Origin of the sequence: Chitinophaga sp. LS1 (assembly GCF_034274695.1) — a bacterium.
In the GTDB taxonomy this organism is placed as follows: Bacteria; Bacteroidota; Bacteroidia; order Chitinophagales; family Chitinophagaceae; genus Chitinophaga.
The window spans coordinates 1,851,579-1,870,164 of record NZ_CP128362.1; the positions used below are offsets into that span (position 1 = coordinate 1,851,579).

At 44.8% G+C, this 18,586-nt stretch carries 18 protein-coding genes and 1 tRNA gene; 7 read left to right on the plus strand and 12 right to left on the minus strand.

Annotated features, from left to right (window positions below; all coding sequences use genetic code 11):
* Positions 1-13 precede the first annotated feature (13 nt).
* Both QQL36_RS07615 and QQL36_RS07620 read left to right on the plus strand, forming a co-directional pair.
* The gene (locus tag QQL36_RS07615; protein ID WP_321569441.1) at positions 14-826 is read left to right on the plus strand and encodes a ferritin-like domain-containing protein; all 813 of its coding nucleotides are present in this window, start codon (positions 14-16) and stop codon (positions 824-826) included.
* Between the two features lie 94 nt (positions 827-920).
* Entirely contained in the window at positions 921-2,030 is a 1,110-nt protein-coding gene (locus tag QQL36_RS07620) for an esterase-like activity of phytase family protein (protein ID WP_143708778.1), read from the plus strand.
* Positions 2,031-2,164: 134 nt separating this feature from the next.
* On the opposite strand, the gene map is transcribed toward QQL36_RS07620, so the two are convergent.
* Entirely contained in the window at positions 2,165-2,923 is a 759-nt protein-coding gene (gene map, locus QQL36_RS07625; protein ID WP_083721979.1) for a type I methionyl aminopeptidase, read from the minus strand.
* A 143-nt stretch (positions 2,924-3,066) separates the two neighbouring features.
* Complete coding sequence (tmk, locus tag QQL36_RS07630) at positions 3,067-3,759, minus strand: dTMP kinase (protein WP_083721978.1); 693 nt, start codon at positions 3,757-3,759, stop codon at positions 3,067-3,069.
* Between the two features lie 330 nt (positions 3,760-4,089).
* On the opposite strand from tmk, the gene QQL36_RS07635 reads away from it, so the two are divergent.
* Positions 4,090-5,298 carry a MutS-related protein gene (locus QQL36_RS07635; RefSeq protein WP_321569442.1) on the plus strand — a complete coding sequence of 403 codons (1,209 nt, stop codon included), beginning with the start codon at positions 4,090-4,092 and terminating at the stop codon, positions 5,296-5,298.
* Between the two features lie 130 nt (positions 5,299-5,428).
* Here the strand turns inward: QQL36_RS07635 and QQL36_RS07640 are convergent, their stop codons facing one another.
* The 7 genes from QQL36_RS07640 to QQL36_RS07670 form a co-directional block, all read right to left on the minus strand.
* Positions 5,429-5,863: an HD domain-containing protein gene (locus tag QQL36_RS07640; protein WP_083721976.1), complete on the minus strand. Its 435-nt coding sequence runs from the start codon at positions 5,861-5,863 to the stop codon at positions 5,429-5,431.
* Between the two features lie 271 nt (positions 5,864-6,134).
* On the minus strand, positions 6,135-6,452 hold the full coding sequence (locus QQL36_RS07645; RefSeq protein ID WP_321569443.1) for a hypothetical protein: 318 nt from the start codon (positions 6,450-6,452) through the stop codon (positions 6,135-6,137).
* 263 nt (positions 6,453-6,715) lie between these two features.
* Positions 6,716-6,970 (minus strand): Txe/YoeB family addiction module toxin, encoded by a 255-nt coding sequence (locus QQL36_RS07650; protein ID WP_083721975.1) that lies wholly within the window; start codon positions 6,968-6,970, stop codon positions 6,716-6,718.
* On the minus strand, positions 6,970-7,224 hold the full coding sequence (locus tag QQL36_RS07655) for a type II toxin-antitoxin system Phd/YefM family antitoxin (protein WP_083721974.1): 255 nt from the start codon (positions 7,222-7,224) through the stop codon (positions 6,970-6,972). The genes QQL36_RS07650 and QQL36_RS07655 overlap by 1 nt, the downstream gene beginning before the upstream one ends.
* Positions 7,225-7,384: 160 nt before the next feature.
* Positions 7,385-7,458, minus strand: a tRNA-Ile gene (locus QQL36_RS07660).
* A 108-nt stretch (positions 7,459-7,566) separates the two neighbouring features.
* A complete protein-coding gene (locus QQL36_RS07665; protein WP_321569444.1) occupies positions 7,567-10,011 on the minus strand; it encodes a M1 family metallopeptidase in 2,445 nt (814 codons plus the stop codon).
* A complete protein-coding gene (locus QQL36_RS07670) occupies positions 10,008-11,111 on the minus strand; it encodes a helix-turn-helix domain-containing protein (RefSeq protein WP_321569445.1) in 1,104 nt (367 codons plus the stop codon). The genes QQL36_RS07665 and QQL36_RS07670 overlap by 4 nt, the downstream gene beginning before the upstream one ends.
* A gap of 87 nt (positions 11,112-11,198) precedes the next feature.
* On the opposite strand from QQL36_RS07670, the gene QQL36_RS07675 reads away from it, so the two are divergent.
* On the plus strand, positions 11,199-11,813 hold the full coding sequence (locus QQL36_RS07675; protein WP_321569446.1) for an HAD family phosphatase: 615 nt from the start codon (positions 11,199-11,201) through the stop codon (positions 11,811-11,813).
* A 3-nt stretch (positions 11,814-11,816) separates the two neighbouring features.
* Here QQL36_RS07675 and QQL36_RS07680 read toward each other — a convergent pair whose 3' ends face one another.
* The 3 genes from QQL36_RS07680 to QQL36_RS35635 all read right to left on the minus strand — a co-directional run bounded on the left by QQL36_RS07680 (position 11,817) and on the right by QQL36_RS35635 (position 12,895).
* Positions 11,817-12,089, minus strand: coding sequence for a DUF4834 family protein (locus QQL36_RS07680; RefSeq protein WP_321569447.1), 273 nt, complete (start codon positions 12,087-12,089; stop codon positions 11,817-11,819).
* A 150-nt stretch (positions 12,090-12,239) separates the two neighbouring features.
* On the minus strand, positions 12,240-12,593 hold the full coding sequence (locus QQL36_RS07685) for a TM2 domain-containing protein (protein WP_321569448.1): 354 nt from the start codon (positions 12,591-12,593) through the stop codon (positions 12,240-12,242).
* Complete coding sequence (locus QQL36_RS35635; protein WP_415751072.1) at positions 12,590-12,895, minus strand: DUF2752 domain-containing protein; 306 nt, start codon at positions 12,893-12,895, stop codon at positions 12,590-12,592. Before QQL36_RS35635 ends, QQL36_RS07685 begins: the two co-directional genes overlap by 4 nt.
* A 181-nt stretch (positions 12,896-13,076) precedes the next feature.
* On the opposite strand from QQL36_RS35635, the gene rimP reads away from it, so the two are divergent.
* From rimP to infB, 3 genes are all read left to right on the plus strand, one after another.
* Positions 13,077-13,541 (plus strand): ribosome maturation factor RimP, encoded by a 465-nt coding sequence (gene rimP / locus QQL36_RS07690; RefSeq protein ID WP_235643549.1) that lies wholly within the window; start codon positions 13,077-13,079, stop codon positions 13,539-13,541.
* Positions 13,542-13,562: 21 nt separating this feature from the next.
* Positions 13,563-14,810, plus strand: a complete 1,248-nt coding sequence (nusA, locus tag QQL36_RS07695; protein WP_083721968.1) for a transcription termination factor NusA — start codon at positions 13,563-13,565, stop codon at positions 14,808-14,810.
* Positions 14,811-14,933: 123 nt separating this feature from the next.
* Positions 14,934-18,572: a translation initiation factor IF-2 gene (gene infB, locus QQL36_RS07700; RefSeq protein ID WP_083722022.1), complete on the plus strand. Its 3,639-nt coding sequence runs from the start codon at positions 14,934-14,936 to the stop codon at positions 18,570-18,572.
* The last annotated feature ends 14 nt before the right edge of the window (positions 18,573-18,586 follow it).

The window sequence follows — 18,586 nt, forward strand, 5'->3', positions numbered from 1 at the left end:
AAATTCTACACTCATGGACCTGCAAAATATCTTTTCTGAAATAGAGAAAAAAGATCCTGAAATTTATGACAGGCTGGATTCCCGCAGAAATGTGATGAAGCAGTTTGGCCGTGTGATGGCTTTGACAGCCGTACCTTTTGCACTCGGCAGCATGTTGAAAAAAGCGTATGGTCGTACGCCATCTGATGTACTGGCAGTGCTGAACTTTGCCCTCACACTGGAATACCTGGAAGCAGCTTTCTATGCCGAGGCAATCACACATACTTCCTTATTCCCCACCGCCGCATCGCTGAATGCATTTACGACTATCGGTACACATGAAAATGCGCATGTTGCTTTTCTGAAAAGTGCCATTACCAGTTCAAGTGGTACACCTGTTGATAAACCAACCTTCGACTTTACTGCGGGTGGTACTTTCAGCGATGTATTTACTAACTATGCAACACTGCTGGGCGTAGCACAGGCATTTGAAGATACCGGTGTAAGAGCTTACAAAGGACAGGCAGCTACACTAATGGAAAATCCGACAGTGCTCACAGCAGCATTGCAGATTCACTCTATCGAAGCAAGGCATGCTGCGCATATCCGTTCTATGCGCCGTGCATCTACCGGGAATACTAAAATAAAACCATGGATCACGGGTAAGTATACCGATATCGCCGCTACACAACCTGTATACAATGGTGAAGAAAATGAGGTACAGGCAAACATCACTATTACCGGCATTACTTCACTGGTAACACAGGATGCTGCAACGGAATCATTTGATGAACCGCTTACGAAAGATGAGGTATTAGCGATTGCGAATCTCTTTATCGTTCAGTAATCCTTTTCGCTGGCCGAAGGCCGAAAAATTTTTTTTGAAAAAGCTTTTGCCAAAGGCAAAGGCTTTTTTCTTAAAGGGCTTTACCTTTGCTGCTATGAGAAAATATCTTTTGTTTAGCCTGCTCTTAGCAGCCTGCAGCACCTCTCGTCAACCTGTGAATACTTTGGATGTATCTCAACTCCACCTGCTCCACAAGCACATTATTCCTTACAATACAACCTTCAACGGTACGACAATAGGAGGCCTCTCAGGTATCGATTACGACAGCGCCCGCAATGTATATTACCTCATCTGCGATGACCGTTCTGAACACGAAGCAGCCCGTTACTATACCGCACAGGTACCGGTAAACGATGATAAGGTGACCTTCACCGCTGTAAATACCCTCCCGATGCGCGACGGCCATCCTTTTCCCGCTACAAAAAACCTCGCACCAGATCCGGAAGCCATGCGCTACAACCCACACGCTGATCACCTCATCTGGAGCAGTGAAGGAGAGCGCATCGTGAACGCCAAAGACACCATACTAAAAGATCCGGCTATATACGAACTCTCCCGCGACGGGCATTTTCCCGATACCTTCCCCATCCCTGCACAAATGCATATGCAGGCTACCAACAATGGTCCCCGCAAAAACGGTACTTTCGAAGGATTGGGTTTCACCCCCGATGGTAAATACATGTTCGTCAGTGTCGAAGAACCCCGTTATGAAGATGGTCCCCGTGCAGGGCTAAAAGACACCACTGCCTGGATCCGCATTATCAAATACAATCTGCAAACCAGGCAACCCATTGCTCAGTTTGCCTACAAACTGGCACCTATTGCAGCAGCACCTGTACCTGCCGATGGTTTTGCCATCAATGGTATTCCTGATATCCTGGTGCTTTCAGAAAACCAGTTGCTCATCATGGAGCGCTCTTTTTCTACCGGGGTAAAGAATTGTACCATCCGCCTCTACAAGGCAGACCTTTCCCATGCCACAGATGTATCGGCTATTCAATCTTTGCAGACAGATACGCACTTTACACCTGTAGTGAAAAAACCTTTGTTCAATTTTGAAAGTCTGAATACCTATGTGGATAATGTGGAAGGAATGACCCTTGGCCCTCTACTGCCAAATGGCCACAGAAGCCTTATATGTGTGGCAGACAATAATTTCTCAGACAAAGAAGAAACTCAATTCTACATCTTCGAAATCAAATAACAATAGTATTTTATCAATGAGTGGTATCATCTGGTTGTATAGTTGGAGATCCAATCATTGTCAGCTATATTAGAGAATCATACTACATCTTGAATGTATAATCTATGCCAATTTTTAGGCTATCCGTGAAAACCCTATATTCCATTTGACGCAGTCAGAATAATAGGTTCCCCACTCGTTACAAGCACAGTATGCTCATGCTGGGCCACAAAACTGCCATCTTTGGTCACCAGTGTCCAGCCATCCCCCAATGTTTCAGCATAGTTAGCCCCGGTGGAGATAAAGGTCTCGATCGCAACCACAGAATTGCTGCGGAAACGGGTTCTGTTGAACCGGTCATAGAAGTTAGGGATCTCTCTAGGCGCTTCGTGCAGACTTCTGCCTATACCGTGCCCCACCAGGTTCCTGATTACCCTGTATCCTTTTTCTCTGGCGGCATCTTCCACAATACGGCCAATGTGGGAGAGGCGTACACCATCGCTGATATTGCTGATAGCTTTGTGCAGGATTTCGATAGAGGCATTGACAAGACGGGCATGGTGGTGAATATCTTCGCCTAAAATGAAGGAACCGCCATTGTCAGCATAGTATCCCGCCAGTTCTGCGGACACATCCACATTTACCAGGTCGCCGGGTTGTAAAATTCTCTTTGCAGAAGGGATACCGTGGGCAACTTCATTGTTCACGCTGATGCAGGTAAACCCAGGAAATCCGTAAGTGATTTTTGGTGCTGATCTGGCGCCCATTTGTTGTAATAAGGCGCCCCCATACTCATCCAGTTCTTTCGTAGACATGCCGGGTGCGGCATATTGACGCATCTGCTGCAACACTTTGCCAACTACTTCACTGATGGCCTGCATGCCGGTTAGTTCTGTTGTGGATGTAATGGACATAATTTCTCCTTTTTTGCTGAAAATGGATTTGGTGAATGGGCTTCCCCTTAAGGAAATTATTTCCTGAAAATGAGGCGCATGCCTGCTGGCAAATCGCTTTTTTTTCAGAAAAACCCCTGCTGATTTCCACTTTCAGGAATGTATTAAATCAGTTTTTCAAGGCAGGCTATGATGCTGGCATGGATGTCTGCAATGGTACGCATCTCGTTTGCCCCATTATAGCATACTATTTTGGTAATGGCAGGGTCTGTATCTGCCAGGATTTCGTATTCTTTTTTCACCGCGAGCTGGAGGGAGAAGTCCTTTTCATGGATATCTTCCTTACCATTCAGGTAGCTGCGGTCTTCATTTTTCATTCTTTTGGTCAGAGCCTGCTCGGTGTGGGAGAAAGGCACATCCAGGTAAATGGAGAGGTCTGGCTGGGGAATACGGTTGTATTCATATTCAAACATGTTGATCCAGTCCCGCAATTCCTGTTTTTCCGCATCAGTATTCAGTTTAGCACACTGAAAGGCGATATTGGACAATACATACCTGTCAACCAGCACAGTATAGCCATCAGCCAGCCATTCGTTGATAGTGCTGGCAAAGTCTTTTCTGTCTTCTGCAAAAATAAGGGCCACCAATTGTGGGTGTACATTTTTCACATCGCCGAACTCACCGCGCAGGAATTTAGCTACCAGGTCGCCAAATACGCCTCCGTTCTGACTTCTTGGGAAGTGTACGAAGCGGGTTTCTATACCCTGCTGGTGGTAATAATTGGTCAATAAGTCAATCTGGGTCGATTTTCCTGCCCCATCTAATCCTTCGATGGCTATAAATCTGCTCTTCTGCATTGATCTGGTTTAGGGGGTAAAGATATTACATCCGGTTCAGGTTTGTGAATCCGGGTTGAGTTGGATATCCGGTTCAGAGGTAGCATATCCTGCACATGAACATATAGGTGACCCGGTGGTAACTCATAGATAAGCCGTAGATAACCCGCCTCTATATAGATGCGGGTTATCTACGGCTTATGGGCGGCTTATAGGCGGCTTATAGGCGGGTTATCTCCGGGAGAGACCTATGGATGATACTTATAGACGAAGGTGTTATTTGCTATATAGGCTTTAACATAACCTTAAGGGAGTTAAACATTATTTTTAATGTCTATAATCAGTGACTGTATGCCCTACATTGAAAAAGAAATTATCCACTTATTTGACTATACCATACATCCTTCATCCAGTGAGCGGTTGTATCAGATCTTTTCGGTACCCCGATTGTCGTTTTCTGCGACTTTGGAGCGGCAGCAGTTATTACAGGCATTTTTGTTTTACTGGGAGCGGATACAGGGTTTTACCTATCATAAGGCAGACTTGCAGGAGGTGTATCAGTTCACTACCTATGTCGAGCAGCCGGAGAGTACTATTGGTCAATATTTTGGGAAGGACAGGTACCAGTTGCAGGGGAGGTGTTTACAAACGATCCGGTTGCTTCGTAATATTTATGGGAAATACCTGCTTCCATTGCATGGCATACCATTGCTGGAAGATTTTGCAGGGCCGGCCAGGGAACTGTATGAAACATTGGAGATTGATAAACTCCCCAAAGAACTGACCTTTCAGCAGACATTTTCTTTTGCCCGCAAACTGGTGGCATGCAGGGAGAGGAACCTGACAGCCAGGTTCTGGGATTCGCTGTTTGAATATGAGGCATGGTGGTCACTGGCCATGGGTACGATTAAGTACGGATTTACTATTCCTTCCTTTTCTGCAGATAATTTTGTGATAGAGGAGTTCTGGCACCCTATGGTAACAAATCCGGTCAAAAACAACCTGCAAACGACGAGTAATATGATTGTATTGACAGGGCCGAATATGTCGGGGAAATCGACGACTTTAAAGGCGATAGGGCTGTGTGTATCTTTGGCACATATCGGGTTGGCAGTGCCGGCGGAGAATTGTAGGATACCGTTTTATGACCAGGTGTTAGTGGCGATCAATGTGACGGATGATCTGAAGAATGGATTTAGTCATTTTATGCAGGAGATCGTGCACCTTAAAAATACGGCCATACAGGCGAAGGCGGGGCAGCGGTGCTTTGCCATATTTGATGAGATATTCAGGGGTACGAATATAGATGATGCGATGGAGGTGACGTTTACTACCATTAAAGGGTTGAGTCAGTTCAGGCAGTGTCATTTTATTATTTCGACACATTTGTACCAGTTGCAGGGCTTATTACCTCCGGAATTATACGAACCGTATCAGTTACGGGCAGGCATACAGGAGGGGGTACCAGTGAATAGTTATCGACTGGATAGGGGTTGGTCTGACCTGAAGTTCGGCAGACTTATTTTTGAGAAAGAAGGGTTGAGTCAGTTGCTGGAATAGCGGGTTGGTTCAACAGAAGAGCCCTGGCCCACAGCAATTTTTGGGAGGCTCATTTTTTGCTCAACAGCCACTTATTTGGATGACCATTTTTGCTCAATAGCCACTTATTTGGATGACCATTTTTGGATGCTTAATTACCAATTCTCTTTGCAGCAATTTTGCGGTAAGCTTTTAGATATTTGTTTAATCTGGCTATGTCTTTTTCAGTTACTTCCGGAATGCGTTTTATATCCATATTATCCGTGAGATCGTTCATTTTTACAGCGCAGGATAATGGATTTTGTAAGGTACGATCTACAAAATGATCATAGTCTTCATCTTCTGATAGTTTAGTAACCCCTTTTAATGCTTCCAGTAGTTTTGGCGGCAGCCCTTCAGCAGCGAGCTTTTCAAAAGTCCAGTCTGTATCTTCGACTACATCGTGGAGTGCGCCTACAATTTTTTCTTCTACTGTAATACCCATGTTCATGACTCTTAATACATGTCCGATATAAGGGGCTCCGTACTTATCTTTCTGACCGTGATGGGCTGCAACGGCGATTTCAATAGCTCTTTCCAATGTCATTGTAAAACGGTTTTTCAATCGCTTCAAGTTAGTGCAATTTGCTTAATAAATAATTTACGATCAGCAGGGAAAGTACATTCATTCCAGTAGCCTATCTATAAGCATGTAACCATTGTTGCCAGTCAGGAGCATTGCCTGTCAATTGTAAAAACAAACCGCCTGTAATACATACGCCTAATGCAATAGATATTTGTTGAAAAATAACGTATGTACCTGCAGCTGTACCCGCCAGTGATATTTGCTTTAATGCTAATAGTAGGCAGAAAATCGGCTATGGCCTCGTTTCCGGAACACCCGTTTTTTTCTTTAACTGTGATGTAGATAACCGGAAAAGCGCTTGATCTCCTTTTGCCCGGATTATCGCAAAGCCTTTATCATCAACACCTCTTTCATATAATATTCCTGATAATTGTCGCTCTGTTTGACTTAACTTTTCCCTTGCTTTCACTCTTTCAAATTCCAGCAATCTTTGTTCAATTATTTCTGCTCTTCGTGTTTGGACAGCAAAATAAGTCTGTGTAAAGGCAACTTCCGGCTTTCTGGAATCTCCATTTTGTGCTATCAAGTAGCAGGCATAGCGTATAAGCATAATATGCTGTATTTCCTGTTGAGCTCCTTTTCCTGCCTCGATCACCTTCCTGACGTCGGGAAAGTGATCCTCTATTTTCCCACCAGCATTACTTTGTGCAAATCCTGTGCAAATGAAAAAAGGCTTTTAGCAATTCAGCTAAAAGCCTTTACCATCTTGTGCTCCCAACAGGGCATGATCCTGTGCCCCCCTGACTATGAGTCAGGTGCTATGGTAAAAAAACAGGAAGCCTATTTATTAGACCTCCTATTTAATTTGTCACTTTAATAATGATATCTACATTGTAAGATAAGAATAGCATCATCCAATACTTTATACACTAACCGATGCTCTTGATCTATTCTTCGAGACCAGCAACCCGTTAAATTTTCCTTGAGTGCTTCTGGTTTTCCCAAACCTTCAAATGGCTGACGCATTGTATCTTTTATCAGCTCATTAATTTTCTTGAGGATCTTCTTATCTGTCTTTTGCCAATACAAATAATCCTCCCACCCGTTTTGGTCCCAACTTAATTTCATTAATCGTCGATTAATTCATGTTCTTCATTAATACCATTATTTGTTCTTTCAATCGCCTCCATTAAACGAGTTCTGTTTTTCTCTGACTTCATAAGGTGTAATGTTTCCAAAATAGAATTATATTCTTCCAAAGAAATAATTACAACACTTTTATCTCCGCCTCTGGGCACAATAAGCGTATCATGGTTTTCTGTTACATTATCCAAATGCGCTTTTAGTTGTTGCCTAAACTCGCTATAGTTTACAACTTGCATAAACACGTTATTTTAAAATATGTCTGAGCATAAAAAATGCTCAGAATGAAAAAAGTATCGCAAATACGTACTTAAATCCGTACAAAAGTACGAAATAACTTTGAGATGAACAAGTAAAAAACAAAAAGCCTCCGGCGCATTGCCGAAGGCTTCATCTTTGTGCTCCCAACAGGGCATGATCCTGTGACCCCCTGATTATGAGTCAGGTGCTCTAACCAACTGAGCTATAGGAGCTGTTCTTTTCAGAACGAAATTATATATGTAAACTTTCTCGGGTCCCTTTGCGGGACGGCGAAATTACTTAAAATTTATTCAATTTTCCCAAACCCCAGGTAAAAATTTTTATTCTACCTCCTCTACCTCTATATAGAAATTCTCTTCATCTATCTCGAAGTCCGCTGCTGCCTGATTACGAAGGGTCAGTGTTTTCCATTCAGTAGTAGGGTATATAAATTCATGGTTTTTAATTTTCACCGGCATCCGGAAATAGGGAACATCAGCCACCCAGCGATAACGGACCATGAGGGTGGTCCCTTTTTCGGAGAGGGAATATTCTAAACGGGGAACCCGGGTGTAATGAAGGTATTGATTGAATAAATAGTGGTAATCGTTTCCTGTGAAGTCGCAGATAAACTGTTCCAACTCATCAGCAGATAGGGTCTGATAGCGAAAATGTTGTTGGATAGCTAATAGTAAGCGATTCCAGCAGGAAGGGTCATTGATCACATTCTGTAAGGTGAACAATAGCAGACTTCCTTTTGTGTACATGTCGCTAATGTCATAGAAGATATTGTTCACATTGTATACGCCGGTGACCGGTCGTTTGTTTTGTACCTGTTCCCGCTGGTCGTTTAGAAACTCGCGGGCAGCGGCTTCGCCATCGCGGCAACCGATGTAGATGCTTTCTGCATAGGTGGCGAAGGCTTCATGGATCCACATGTCTGCCATATCCTTACAACTAATGTTGTTTCCCCACCACTCATGGGCCGATTCATGCCAGACCACAGCCGCGAATTCAGGATGTGGGTCGTTGGGGATCCGACCTACACAGACACCGCTTTGGTGTTCCATGGGATAAAGGCTTTCTACTAAAGTAAAGCTGTCTCTGGGAAAGGGGTAGGGGCCGAAATGCTGCGAATAACAAGATAACATGGCGGGAACTTCTTTGAAGTATACTTTTGCCTGTTCCAGGTGGTAAGGCATGACATAATAGTTCACTCCCTGATCCCTGTAATGGGTATATTTTCCAATACTGAAGGTTACATTGTAATTATTAATAGGGTAACTAACAGCCCATTCGTACCTGGTTTTGTGATCAGAAAGAGGAATTTGGCGTTGTAACCGCCCATTGGAGACTTCGGAAAAACCGGAAGGGACGGTGATCCAGATCTCCATACTATCCGGTTCATCTGATAAATGATCCTTGCAGGGCCACCATAAGCTAGCCCCTGAACCCTGACAAACAACTTGTGCCCACGGATTGCCCAGGTCATCTTTGTCCCATAAGACGCCGCCGTTCATACTGATGCTTTTGTCCGGGACCTGAGGGATGCCTTCATAATAGATGGTGATTTCTTCTATTGAGCCGACAGGTTGCATGCCTGGAAATTTTACAAAGACCGCATTTGCTTCGCGGGTGAAGGTCAAAGACTGGTTTTTGAACAGGATTTCGTTGATTTTCATATTTGCATATAAGTCGATCTGCATTTGATCGAAGGGAGATATGACTTTAAAGCGGATCTTATTGTTCCCACTGATGCGCCGGCGATCCAGGTCTATATCCGCATCCAGGTGGTAGAAAGTGACGTCATAGCAGGAGCGGAGTGGGGACAACATTCCCCTGAGTGTATCGGCCCGGGTAAAATGCTGGTGAGGAGCGGAAAGACCAGTAACTTGCTTTAGAGACAAAGACCTACTTTTTACCGACAGAAAAAAATCCGCCCGCCAGGCTACATCTTTTAAATGTCTCTTATTACTATTAATCACCGTCTCCCAATGCCGCCTTACATCCTGCAAATAATATTTCCCATTTTCCTGCTGATAAGTCACAATCATCCTAATCTGCTCAAAATCCATGGATGCTCTCATAATTTTTGACATTAAGGTATACCGGATCCCACCTCTGCCATGCTTATTTACATGCCTGATCCCCGCCGGACTAGCCACTAACTCACACCTCACCAGCGCCAGACTGGCCGTATCAATAAATAACCGCCCACTCACCAACCCGTTCTTATTATTATTCTTAGGTACCACTGCTATTATTAGCTGGCGCCCACACAAGGTGTCTACATAATAATTATAGTATCGGAAGGAATTGGGGTTTAAAATAGCGTATCTGGTATTCGCATATTTAATAAGGTCTTCATGCAAGGCACCGGCTGGGGCATTGGAAATATTACTTATCCAGTTATAAAACTGAAAGTCAGGGTTGGAAAACATCTTTTTCCGGCCCACCTTCGTCACTTTCCACTGATCCCCCTTTATTTCCAGTTCGGATTCATTATAGTTGAGCGTATCACCCGCCAACCGGATATCTTCCTTATAAAAGGCCCTCATTGTCACCAGGCTGGTGTCATAGTTATTCGGAATAGCAGCGATCATTCTTTTGACTATCTCCAACCCCTGACCGGGGTGAACAGCGACCTCCCTGAGGTGAACTACCTGGGCAAAAAGTGAAGTGGGGAATAACAGGAGAAATAACCCTTTCAATAACCGGTGAAACAAATACTTCATGGCCTCTTTTTCCTGTAAAACAACAGGAATCTCCGCCACCAGTCTACTCAAATCCGGATTTGATCATTCATTTTGATGTATTCTTTAGGGCTCATCCCCATCCTATTTTTAAAAGCCCGCTGGAAAGTAGGAAGGGAATTAAACCCACAATCCAGGGCGAGGCCCATAATAGTAAGATGCTCAAACGACGGATCTGATACCTTTTCTTTGAACGCTTCTATGCGGTAATTATTGACAAACTCATTGAAGCTTTTATTCAAATGCTGGTTTAAAACCGTCGAAATAGTTTTGGCCGGGAGGCCGGTATGCTTAGACAATAAAGCAAGATTCAGGGAAGGATTTAAAAACAATTGATCCTCTTCCATTACCTTTTTCAGGAGAGGCACAGCTGTATCGATCAATTGAGACTCCAATGGGGCAGGGGTGGCCTTCACCTCCCGCACCGGCATCAGCAATCCTTTTATGCCTAAAAAGTACACCAATACCACCATCGGAATATACACAGGGTACCAATCTACCGCATTCAACACATAATCAGTCAGTTGTGGAATGATATAGGGAATCAGATACAGTAGCCAGACTGCCTGAAACCCCATGAACGCCCCTGTAAACTGCTTCATCCACTGCAACCGGTCCTTATGCAGGTTGAACCTTTCCAGATAACGATAGGAAAGAAACAGGTAAATAGTGATCGACAACCAGCGGGGAATATCCGAATACACATTATAAGTATCAATAAAGAGCGCCCATGGGCGATTATTGTTCACAATTACCCCGGAAACTACCCCTACTACATAGATCACTGCCGTTACCTGGGGAACCACATCCACCACCACCGGCCAGAAATGCCGGCGATACCGCTGCGTAACCCGGAAATCCGGGTCGGTCACTGATCTGACATAGAAATACAAAAATGGTCCGATGGGCATAATGATGATCAGGGGTACAAAATTTAACATAAACCCAATCGGGATAGGTAACGAGGATAAATTGCCCAGGTACATATTCAGACAAGCCAGGGTAATACACAGGATCAATCCCCCCAGCCACTGATTGGCGTACTTATTTTTAGAAGAATAGAAGAGAAATCCGCACATAATGAACCCTTGCAGGGTTCCCAGCAACATCAATGTATTGAACGCAAAGTGCATGGAATCAGGTTAAACAACCTGAAAATAAATAATTTTTTCCGCCGCAGACATTATAATTTGCAACTGCACAGCAATAGCATTCTAAGTATGAAAGGCATTAAAAACATCATATTCGACCTCGGCGGCGTAATCTTAAATATTGATTATCAGGCGACAAACAAGGCCTTTACAGACCTGGGGGTAACAGATTTTCACAGCCTGTTCAGCCAGTTCAAAGGCAATAAATTGTTCGACGACCTGGAAACGGGTAAGGTAAGTAATGAAGAGTTTTTGACGGAAATGCAGAAACATACCCCGGCTGGCACAACCGAACAGCAGATTATTGATGCCTGGAATGCCATGCTGCTGGACTTTCCGTTGCGCAGACTACAGATATTGCAGCAATTGAGACAACATTACAGCCTGTATTTGTTGAGTAATACCAATGCCATTCACATGGCAGCATTCAATAAAATCCTGGAAGAGAGTAGGGGAATCCCATCTTTGGCTGCTTTTTTTGACAAAGCATATTATTCTCACCTGATTGGCTACCGCAAACCAGATAAGGAATCATACCAGCTGGTGTTAGATGAGAACGGGTTGAAACCTGAAGAGACCTTATTTATAGATGACACCCTTCCTAATATAGAAGGGGCTACAGCGGTTGGGGTGCAGACCATTCACTTGCTTGCACCCAGAACCATTACAGACATTTTCAAATAGAATTTACTTGACTTCCTCAAAATCGAGGTAATCACCCTTGTCTATTTTAGGTTTAGCCTGCTGCTGGCCGCTGAAGTTATTCGGCTGTTGCTGCTGATGATACTGTTGTTCCTGTTCATATTGCTGGCGCATACGGTCCTGGATGTCTCCCATCTGGCGGCGTACCTGCCTGGCTGTCTGGTACATTGGTAATACAAGATTGAATACGAACTTGTAAAGTATATAGCAGATAAATAATAGAAATATAATCTTGAACATAGTACAAATGTAGCCCATAATCCGTTTCAGGGGCTGAAAGAGGGGGGTATTTTAAGATTCCTTTAACAGGTGGAAATGGTCAAAAATTAGATTAATAGGGGGAAAATCTCTCTTCTACTCCTAAAAAATCTAAAAAAACAGCGCCAGCACCACCGGCGCTGTAAAATCTTAGTACATTTTTAATATGCTTGCGGCTTCCATAGCAGCCCCCTTATTAAATTCCCAGGCCAGTTTGCGGTGGTTAACAGCATCTACAATTGTCCCAATCAGGCACAGTCCGCCTGTGAATAAGTACAAAATACCCATGCCAACCTGATTAAGTATGAAGCGGTGTATACCCGATACGCATACCAAACCCAGCAGGCAGCAAATGAGCACCGTCTGCGGATCTTTGCGGCGGGATTGATACAGGGCAATAAACTTCCGTTTATTGTCCTCACTATAATCTTTGGTGAGTTCCTGTAACCACAGGATCTCTTCCTGGTCAACGCCAGGCAACATGGCAAAGGAAAAATCGGTCATGTATGATGGTTTTTAAGTCTCAACTGTGATCTTCCAAGCTGAAAAGTTCTATGCAACAATACGGCTACAGCAAAAGGGCTTAACACGTGATGGTGGATCGCATTCTTCCAGTCCCCATGTAATAAATAATGAATGCCATGTCCCAACCCACACCCCGGGCACCAGGTAAATCCGAGCCACTTAAACGGGCAGAGGCTAAAGTTGCCATCTGCTGCCGGATTCATCCAATATAGCAAGATTAACGCTACTGGCCATATGATCAATTCTTTGTTAATTCGTTGTACGTGGTGAATAATTAACATATAAGAAACGGTCAAACGAAGTTATTAGATTTTGACGTAATCTGTGCAGATAGCGGATTTCCTAATGGAAATTATTTCATACAAGTTAAAGAAAATGCGCTTTGATCAAAATAAAATCCTAATTTTGCATAGGAAAATGATTCTAACGAAGGGGACTGAAAGTCCCCTTCTCGTTTTTTGTATGGCAAACGAACAAGTGATAACAAGCATCCGGGAGCATTTAGAAGAAATGCTTGCTGAATATCCGGAATATTTCGTGGTCGATATCAGGATTAAGCCCACTAATAATGTAAAGCTATTTGTGGATGGTGATAATGGTGTACCTGTGGATAAGCTGGTCTCATTCAACCGTAATTTATACGCAAGGCTGGAAGCCGCGGCGTTGTTTCCTGACAACGATTTCTCTCTGGAAGTCTCATCCCCTGGACTGGACGAACCACTGAAACTGCACCGTCAATTCGTAAAGAATATAGGTAGAAAGGTAGCAATAACCCTGCTGGATGGTTCCGAAAAGGAAGGCACCCTGCTGGCGGCTACTGATGAAGCCCTGACTATAGAGGAGACGATCGGTAAGAAAAAAGAGAAAAAAACTACTGACATAAACCTTAACGAAATCAAGCACACCAAAGTGTGCATCGTGTTTTAAAATATATAATATAAGCAAAACATGGCTAGTATTAATCTGATTGAGTCATTCACGGAGTTTAAAGAAGCGGAAAACATTGACCGTCCTACGTTAATGAAGGTGTTAGAAGATGTGTTTAAAACGCTTCTCCGTAAAAAGTATGGCTCTGATGAGAATTTTGACGTGATTGTAAATACTGAGAAAGGTGACCTGGAAATATTGCGCCGCCGTACCATTGTTAATGATGGTGAGGTAGAAGATGATAATGCACAGATCGCTTATTCTGAAGCCATTTTAGTAGAACCGGATTACCAGGTAGGTGAGGATTTGTACGAGGAAGTTGAGATCATGGATTTTGGCCGCAGAGCCATCCTGGCTGCTAAGCAGACATTGTCTGCACGTATCGGTGACCTGAAAAAGAACATTTTAGTAAAGAAATATGCGGATAGGGTAGGTGAAATTGTAACAGGTGAAGTCTACCAGGTTTGGAAAAAAGAAGTTTTATTGCTTGATGATGAAAGGAATGAGTTAATTTTACCTAAATCTGAACAGATTCCTACCGATTATTTCAAGAAAGGTGAAAATGTAAGGGCAGTAGTAAAAAAAGTGGAGATGAAGAACAACGCTCCGCTCATCATTCTCTCCCGCACCCATCCTACCTTCCTCGCTAAATTGCTGGAAATTGAAGTTCCGGAGATCTTTGACGGCCTGATTGTAATCAAGAAAATCGTTCGTGAGCCCGGAGAAAGAGCTAAAGTGGCAGTTGAATCATATGACGACCGTATCGACCCTGTTGGCGCCTGTGTGGGTATGAAAGGAAGCCGTATCCATGGCATAGTACGTGAACTGCGAAACGAAAATATTGATATCATTAACTATACTGCGAATATTCAACTGTTGATCCAGCGTGCGTTAACACCTGCGCGTATCAGCCGCATGGAAATAGATAATGAGAATAAATACGCATCCGTTTTTTTAAAGGCAGATCAGGTATCTCTGGCTATCGGTAAAAAAGGGGTAAATATTAAATTGGCCTGTGAATTGACCGGATATGAAATAGATGTATTCCGTGATGAGGAACAAGAGCAGGCTGAGTACGATATTGACCTTTCCGAATTCTCAGATGAGATCGAAGAATGGGTACTGGATGAACTCAAACGTATTGGTTGTGATACCGCCCGTAGCGTATTAGACCTGACTGTTGAAGAATTGGTACGTCGTTCTGATCTGGAAGAAGAAACTGTAAAGGACGTGAGAAGGATCCTGCAGGAAGAATTTGACAAAGAGTAAGACCGCACCTCCACTTCCCCGGGATGTGGGCTTACTTGACAGGATTTTTTTTAAGTTATTGTTAATTGTTAAAAAGGAGTCCCGTTGATAAACGGGAAAAAAGGGGAGGCCCGAGATTACAATATGCCTGAAGTAACAAACAACACGCCGCGATTGCTGGCAGCAGCGAAAGAGTTTAATATTGGAAAGGAAACGTTGATCGACTTCCTTTCTAATAAAGGCTATGACATGGATGGATTCGGTTCACCTAATGCACGCCTGACCTCTCAGATGTACACAGCTTTGCAATCTGAATTCCAACAGGACAAGGCTAATAAGCGTAAAAGCGATCAGATAGCCCTGCCCAAAGGAAGCGTGTTAGATGCAATGAAGAAGAAGGAAAAAGAAGAAGCAGAAGCAGCCGCTAAGAAGAAAGAAGCAGCTGCCAAGGAAGAGCAGCCCACAGCCCCGGTAGCAGAGGTACCAAAACCAGAAGCTAAACCAGAACCAAAGCCTGAGCCGAAGGTAGAACAGCCTAAAGCCGAGCCGAAGCCCGAACCCAAACCGGAGCCGAAGCCTGAGCCTAAACCAGAGCCTGTAAAGGCACCGGTTGCAGAAGTTCCTCCTGTTATAGTGAAGGAAGAAGTTAAACCGCAGCAACCGCCTGTAGCACCTGTCGCTGAAAAAGCGCCGGAACCAAAGCCACAACCGGAACCTGAAAAGAAACCAGATACTCCAAGAATCAATGGTCCTAAAATCATGGGCACTATCGACCTCGAGGCTCTGAACAGACATAATAATAAAAAACCTCAGCCTGCCGCAGCTAAAAGGCCAGAACAGGAAGAGAAACCACCGGTTGCAAAACAACCGGAACCGGTAGCTAAGGCGCAAGAGCCTGTACAGGTACCTCCTGTACAACAGCAAACTACTCCTCCGGTGCAAACTCCTGTTGCGACAGAAAAACCTGTCCAGCCAGAAGTAAAACCTACTCCGGTGCAACAACAACCAATAGAAAAAGAAAAAATTACAGCGCCTGCTGCTGAAAAAACTGCTCCAAAAGCTGTAGAAGAGAAACAGGCGCCAGCTACCGAAAAACCGGCAGCTGCTCAGGAAAAAACAAAAGAACCGGCTGCAAAAGAACAAATTAAGCCGGCCGCACACCATATGGACGTAGTTGCAGCAGCAGATATCACATCTGAGCAAGATGACAACACCGGTTCTGCCGTAATTGAAAACATTCAGGCAGAAAAATTAACTGGTCCTAAAGTCATCGGTAAAATCGACCTCCCCGTTCATCAGGAAAGGAGAGATCGTGACAATAAGGGCAATAATAACTTCAACCGCGGTGGCAATAATAATAATGCCGAAAACAACCGTAAACGTAAGCGTATAATTGTCGAAAAGAAACCTGAGCCTATCCAGCCAGGCGATGAAGCCAACAAGGGTGGCGAAGGTACTCATGGCAACAACCAGGGTGGTAACCGTGGTGGCCAGGGTCACCAGGGCGGTAACCGCGAGGGTGGTAACCGTAACTTCAACAGAGACAACCGTGGTGGTGGTGGTAACCGTGATCATAGTCACGGTGGCGGCCATAACAACAATAATAGTAGCAACACTAACCGTCCGGCTGGTCCTAGCAGACCTCATACCGCACCTAACCGTGACAACCGCCCAGGTGGTGGTCCAGGTCATCAGGGTGGTAACCGTGGTCCGGGTGGTCCAGGTCATCAGGGAGGCAATCGCGGTCCAGGTGGTGGTCAGGGTGGCAACCGTCCGGGTGGACAAGGTGGTGGTTACAACCGTAGTGGTGGCGGCCAATATGGCAATCGCCCAGGTGGTAGCAGCTATAACAACCGTAGCGGCAAGCCAGAAGATAAGGAGATCGACAAAAACGAAATCCAGAATAAGATCAAGGAAACCATGGCCAAAATGGGCGGTGGTGGAGGCCGAGGCAAAAACATCAAAGCAAAACAACGCCGTGAGAAACGTCATGAGCTCGCTGAGCAAATGGCAAATCAGGCCGGCGGTGACCACAAGCTGCAGGTTACTGAGTTCGTTTCTGTAAGCGAACTGGCCAACCTGATGGATGTAAGCTTTGCCGAGGTGATCTCAAAATGTATGGGACTGGGTATCATGGTATCCATCAACCAACGTCTGGATGCAGAAGTAATCGAACTGGTAGCTGGCGAGTTTGGCTATGAAGTAGAATTCATCGGTGTAGATGAATCCGACGACATAGAAGAAGAAGAAATCCAGGATAATGAAGAAGATCTGGTACCTAGAGCACCAATCGTTACCATCATGGGTCACGTTGACCACGGTAAAACTTCATTACTTGACTATATCCGTAATGCAAACGTAGTATCCGGTGAGGCCGGCGGTATCACCCAGCACATTGGTGCTTACCAGGTGACTACAGCTGCTGGCAAGCGCGTTACCTTCCTCGATACCCCTGGTCACGAAGCGTTTACAGCGATGCGTGCCCGTGGTGCCAAGGTGGCGGATATTGCAATCATCGTAATCGCTGCGGACGATGCTATCATGCCTCAAACACGTGAAGCAATCTCCCACTCACAGGCTGCTGGTCTGCCAATGATCTTTGCGATCAACAAGATCGATAAGGATGGCGCCAACCCTGAAAAAATCAAAGAACAACTGGCAGGTATGAACCTCCTGGTTGAAGATTGGGGTGGTAAATACCAAAGCCAGGAAATCTCAGCGAAGAGTGGTCTGAACATCGACGTATTATTGGAAAAGATCCTGCTCGAAGCAGAACTGCTGGAACTGAAAGCTAACCCGAACAGGGAAGGTTCCGGTAGCGTGATCGAAGCCTCTCTCGATAAAGGTCGTGGTTATGTAGCGACCCTGCTGGTACAAAATGGTACCCTCCGTCAGGGCGATACCATCGCTTCCGGTTCTAACTTCGGTAAGATCAAAGCGATGTTCAACGAACGCGGTCTGCGCGTTGACTCCGCCGGACCATCTGCTCCTGTACAGGTGCTGGGTCTGAACGGTGCTCCACAGGCCGGTGAGAAATTCAGAATGTATGAAAATGAATCTGAAGCGAAGGAAACTGCAAACCGTCGTGCTCAGATCATCCGCGAACAAGGTATCCGTACTAAGAAACATATCACACTGGATGAAATTGGCCGCCGTCTGGCACTGGGCAACTTCAAACAGCTGAACGTAATCATCAAGGGTGACTTCGATGGTTCTGTAGAAGCGCTGAGCGACTCCCTGCAGAAACTGTCTACCGAAGAAATCGTGGTGAGCGTTGTACACAAGGCAGTAGGTCAGATCACCGAATCCGACGTATTGCTGGCTACCGCATCCGATGCGATCATCCTTGGCTTCCAGGTTCGACCTTCTTCTCAGGCTAGCAAACTGGCAGAGAAAGAAAATATCGAAATCCGTACTTACTCCATCATCTATGACGCTATCGATGAACTGAAGAGCGCGATGGAAGGTATGCTGGAACCGAAGATCGAGAAGAAAGTGGTTGCGAACGTGGAAATCCGCGAAACCTACCGCTTCGACAAGGTTACCGTTGCAGGTTGCTTTGTACTGGATGGTAAGATCACCCGTAACACCCGTGTCAACCTGGTACGTGAAGGTATCGTGATCTACACCGGCGAACTTCAATCCCTGAAACGCTATAAGGACGATGTGAAGGAAGTTGCATCCAACATGGAGTGCGGTCTGAGTATCAAGAATTACAGCGACCTTAAAGTGGGCGATATCGTAGAAGGTTTCGAAGAAGTAGAAGTTAAACGTACGCTCTAATGCAGCCTGCACAA

Bases quoted from the DNA above. Each gene is read 5' to 3' on its own strand.
- QQL36_RS07615 (WP_321569441.1), top strand. From the start codon at position 14: ATGGACCTGCAAAATATCTTTTCTGAAATAGAGAAAAAAGATCCTGAA.
- QQL36_RS07620 (WP_143708778.1), top strand. From the start codon at position 921: ATGAGAAAATATCTTTTGTTTAGCCTGCTCTTAGCAGCCTGCAGCACC.
- map (WP_083721979.1), bottom strand. From the start codon at position 2,923: ATGTCCATTACATCCACAACAGAACTAACCGGCATGCAGGCCATCAGT.
- tmk (WP_083721978.1), bottom strand. From the start codon at position 3,759: ATGCAGAAGAGCAGATTTATAGCCATCGAAGGATTAGATGGGGCAGGA.
- QQL36_RS07635 (WP_321569442.1), top strand. From the start codon at position 4,090: ATGCCCTACATTGAAAAAGAAATTATCCACTTATTTGACTATACCATA.
- QQL36_RS07640 (WP_083721976.1), bottom strand. From the start codon at position 5,863: ATGACATTGGAAAGAGCTATTGAAATCGCCGTTGCAGCCCATCACGGT.
- QQL36_RS07645 (WP_321569443.1), bottom strand. From the start codon at position 6,452: ATGCTTATACGCTATGCCTGCTACTTGATAGCACAAAATGGAGATTCC.
- QQL36_RS07650 (WP_083721975.1), bottom strand. From the start codon at position 6,970: ATGAAATTAAGTTGGGACCAAAACGGGTGGGAGGATTATTTGTATTGG.
- QQL36_RS07655 (WP_083721974.1), bottom strand. From the start codon at position 7,224: ATGCAAGTTGTAAACTATAGCGAGTTTAGGCAACAACTAAAAGCGCAT.
- QQL36_RS07670 (WP_321569445.1), bottom strand. From the start codon at position 11,111: ATGCACTTTGCGTTCAATACATTGATGTTGCTGGGAACCCTGCAAGGG.
- QQL36_RS07675 (WP_321569446.1), top strand. From the start codon at position 11,199: ATGAAAGGCATTAAAAACATCATATTCGACCTCGGCGGCGTAATCTTA.
- QQL36_RS07680 (WP_321569447.1), bottom strand. From the start codon at position 12,089: ATGGGCTACATTTGTACTATGTTCAAGATTATATTTCTATTATTTATC.
- QQL36_RS07685 (WP_321569448.1), bottom strand. From the start codon at position 12,593: ATGACCGATTTTTCCTTTGCCATGTTGCCTGGCGTTGACCAGGAAGAG.
- QQL36_RS35635 (WP_415751072.1), bottom strand. From the start codon at position 12,895: ATGTTAATTATTCACCACGTACAACGAATTAACAAAGAATTGATCATA.
- rimP (WP_235643549.1), top strand. From the start codon at position 13,077: ATGGCAAACGAACAAGTGATAACAAGCATCCGGGAGCATTTAGAAGAA.
- nusA (WP_083721968.1), top strand. From the start codon at position 13,563: ATGGCTAGTATTAATCTGATTGAGTCATTCACGGAGTTTAAAGAAGCG.
- infB (WP_083722022.1), top strand. From the start codon at position 14,934: ATGCCTGAAGTAACAAACAACACGCCGCGATTGCTGGCAGCAGCGAAA.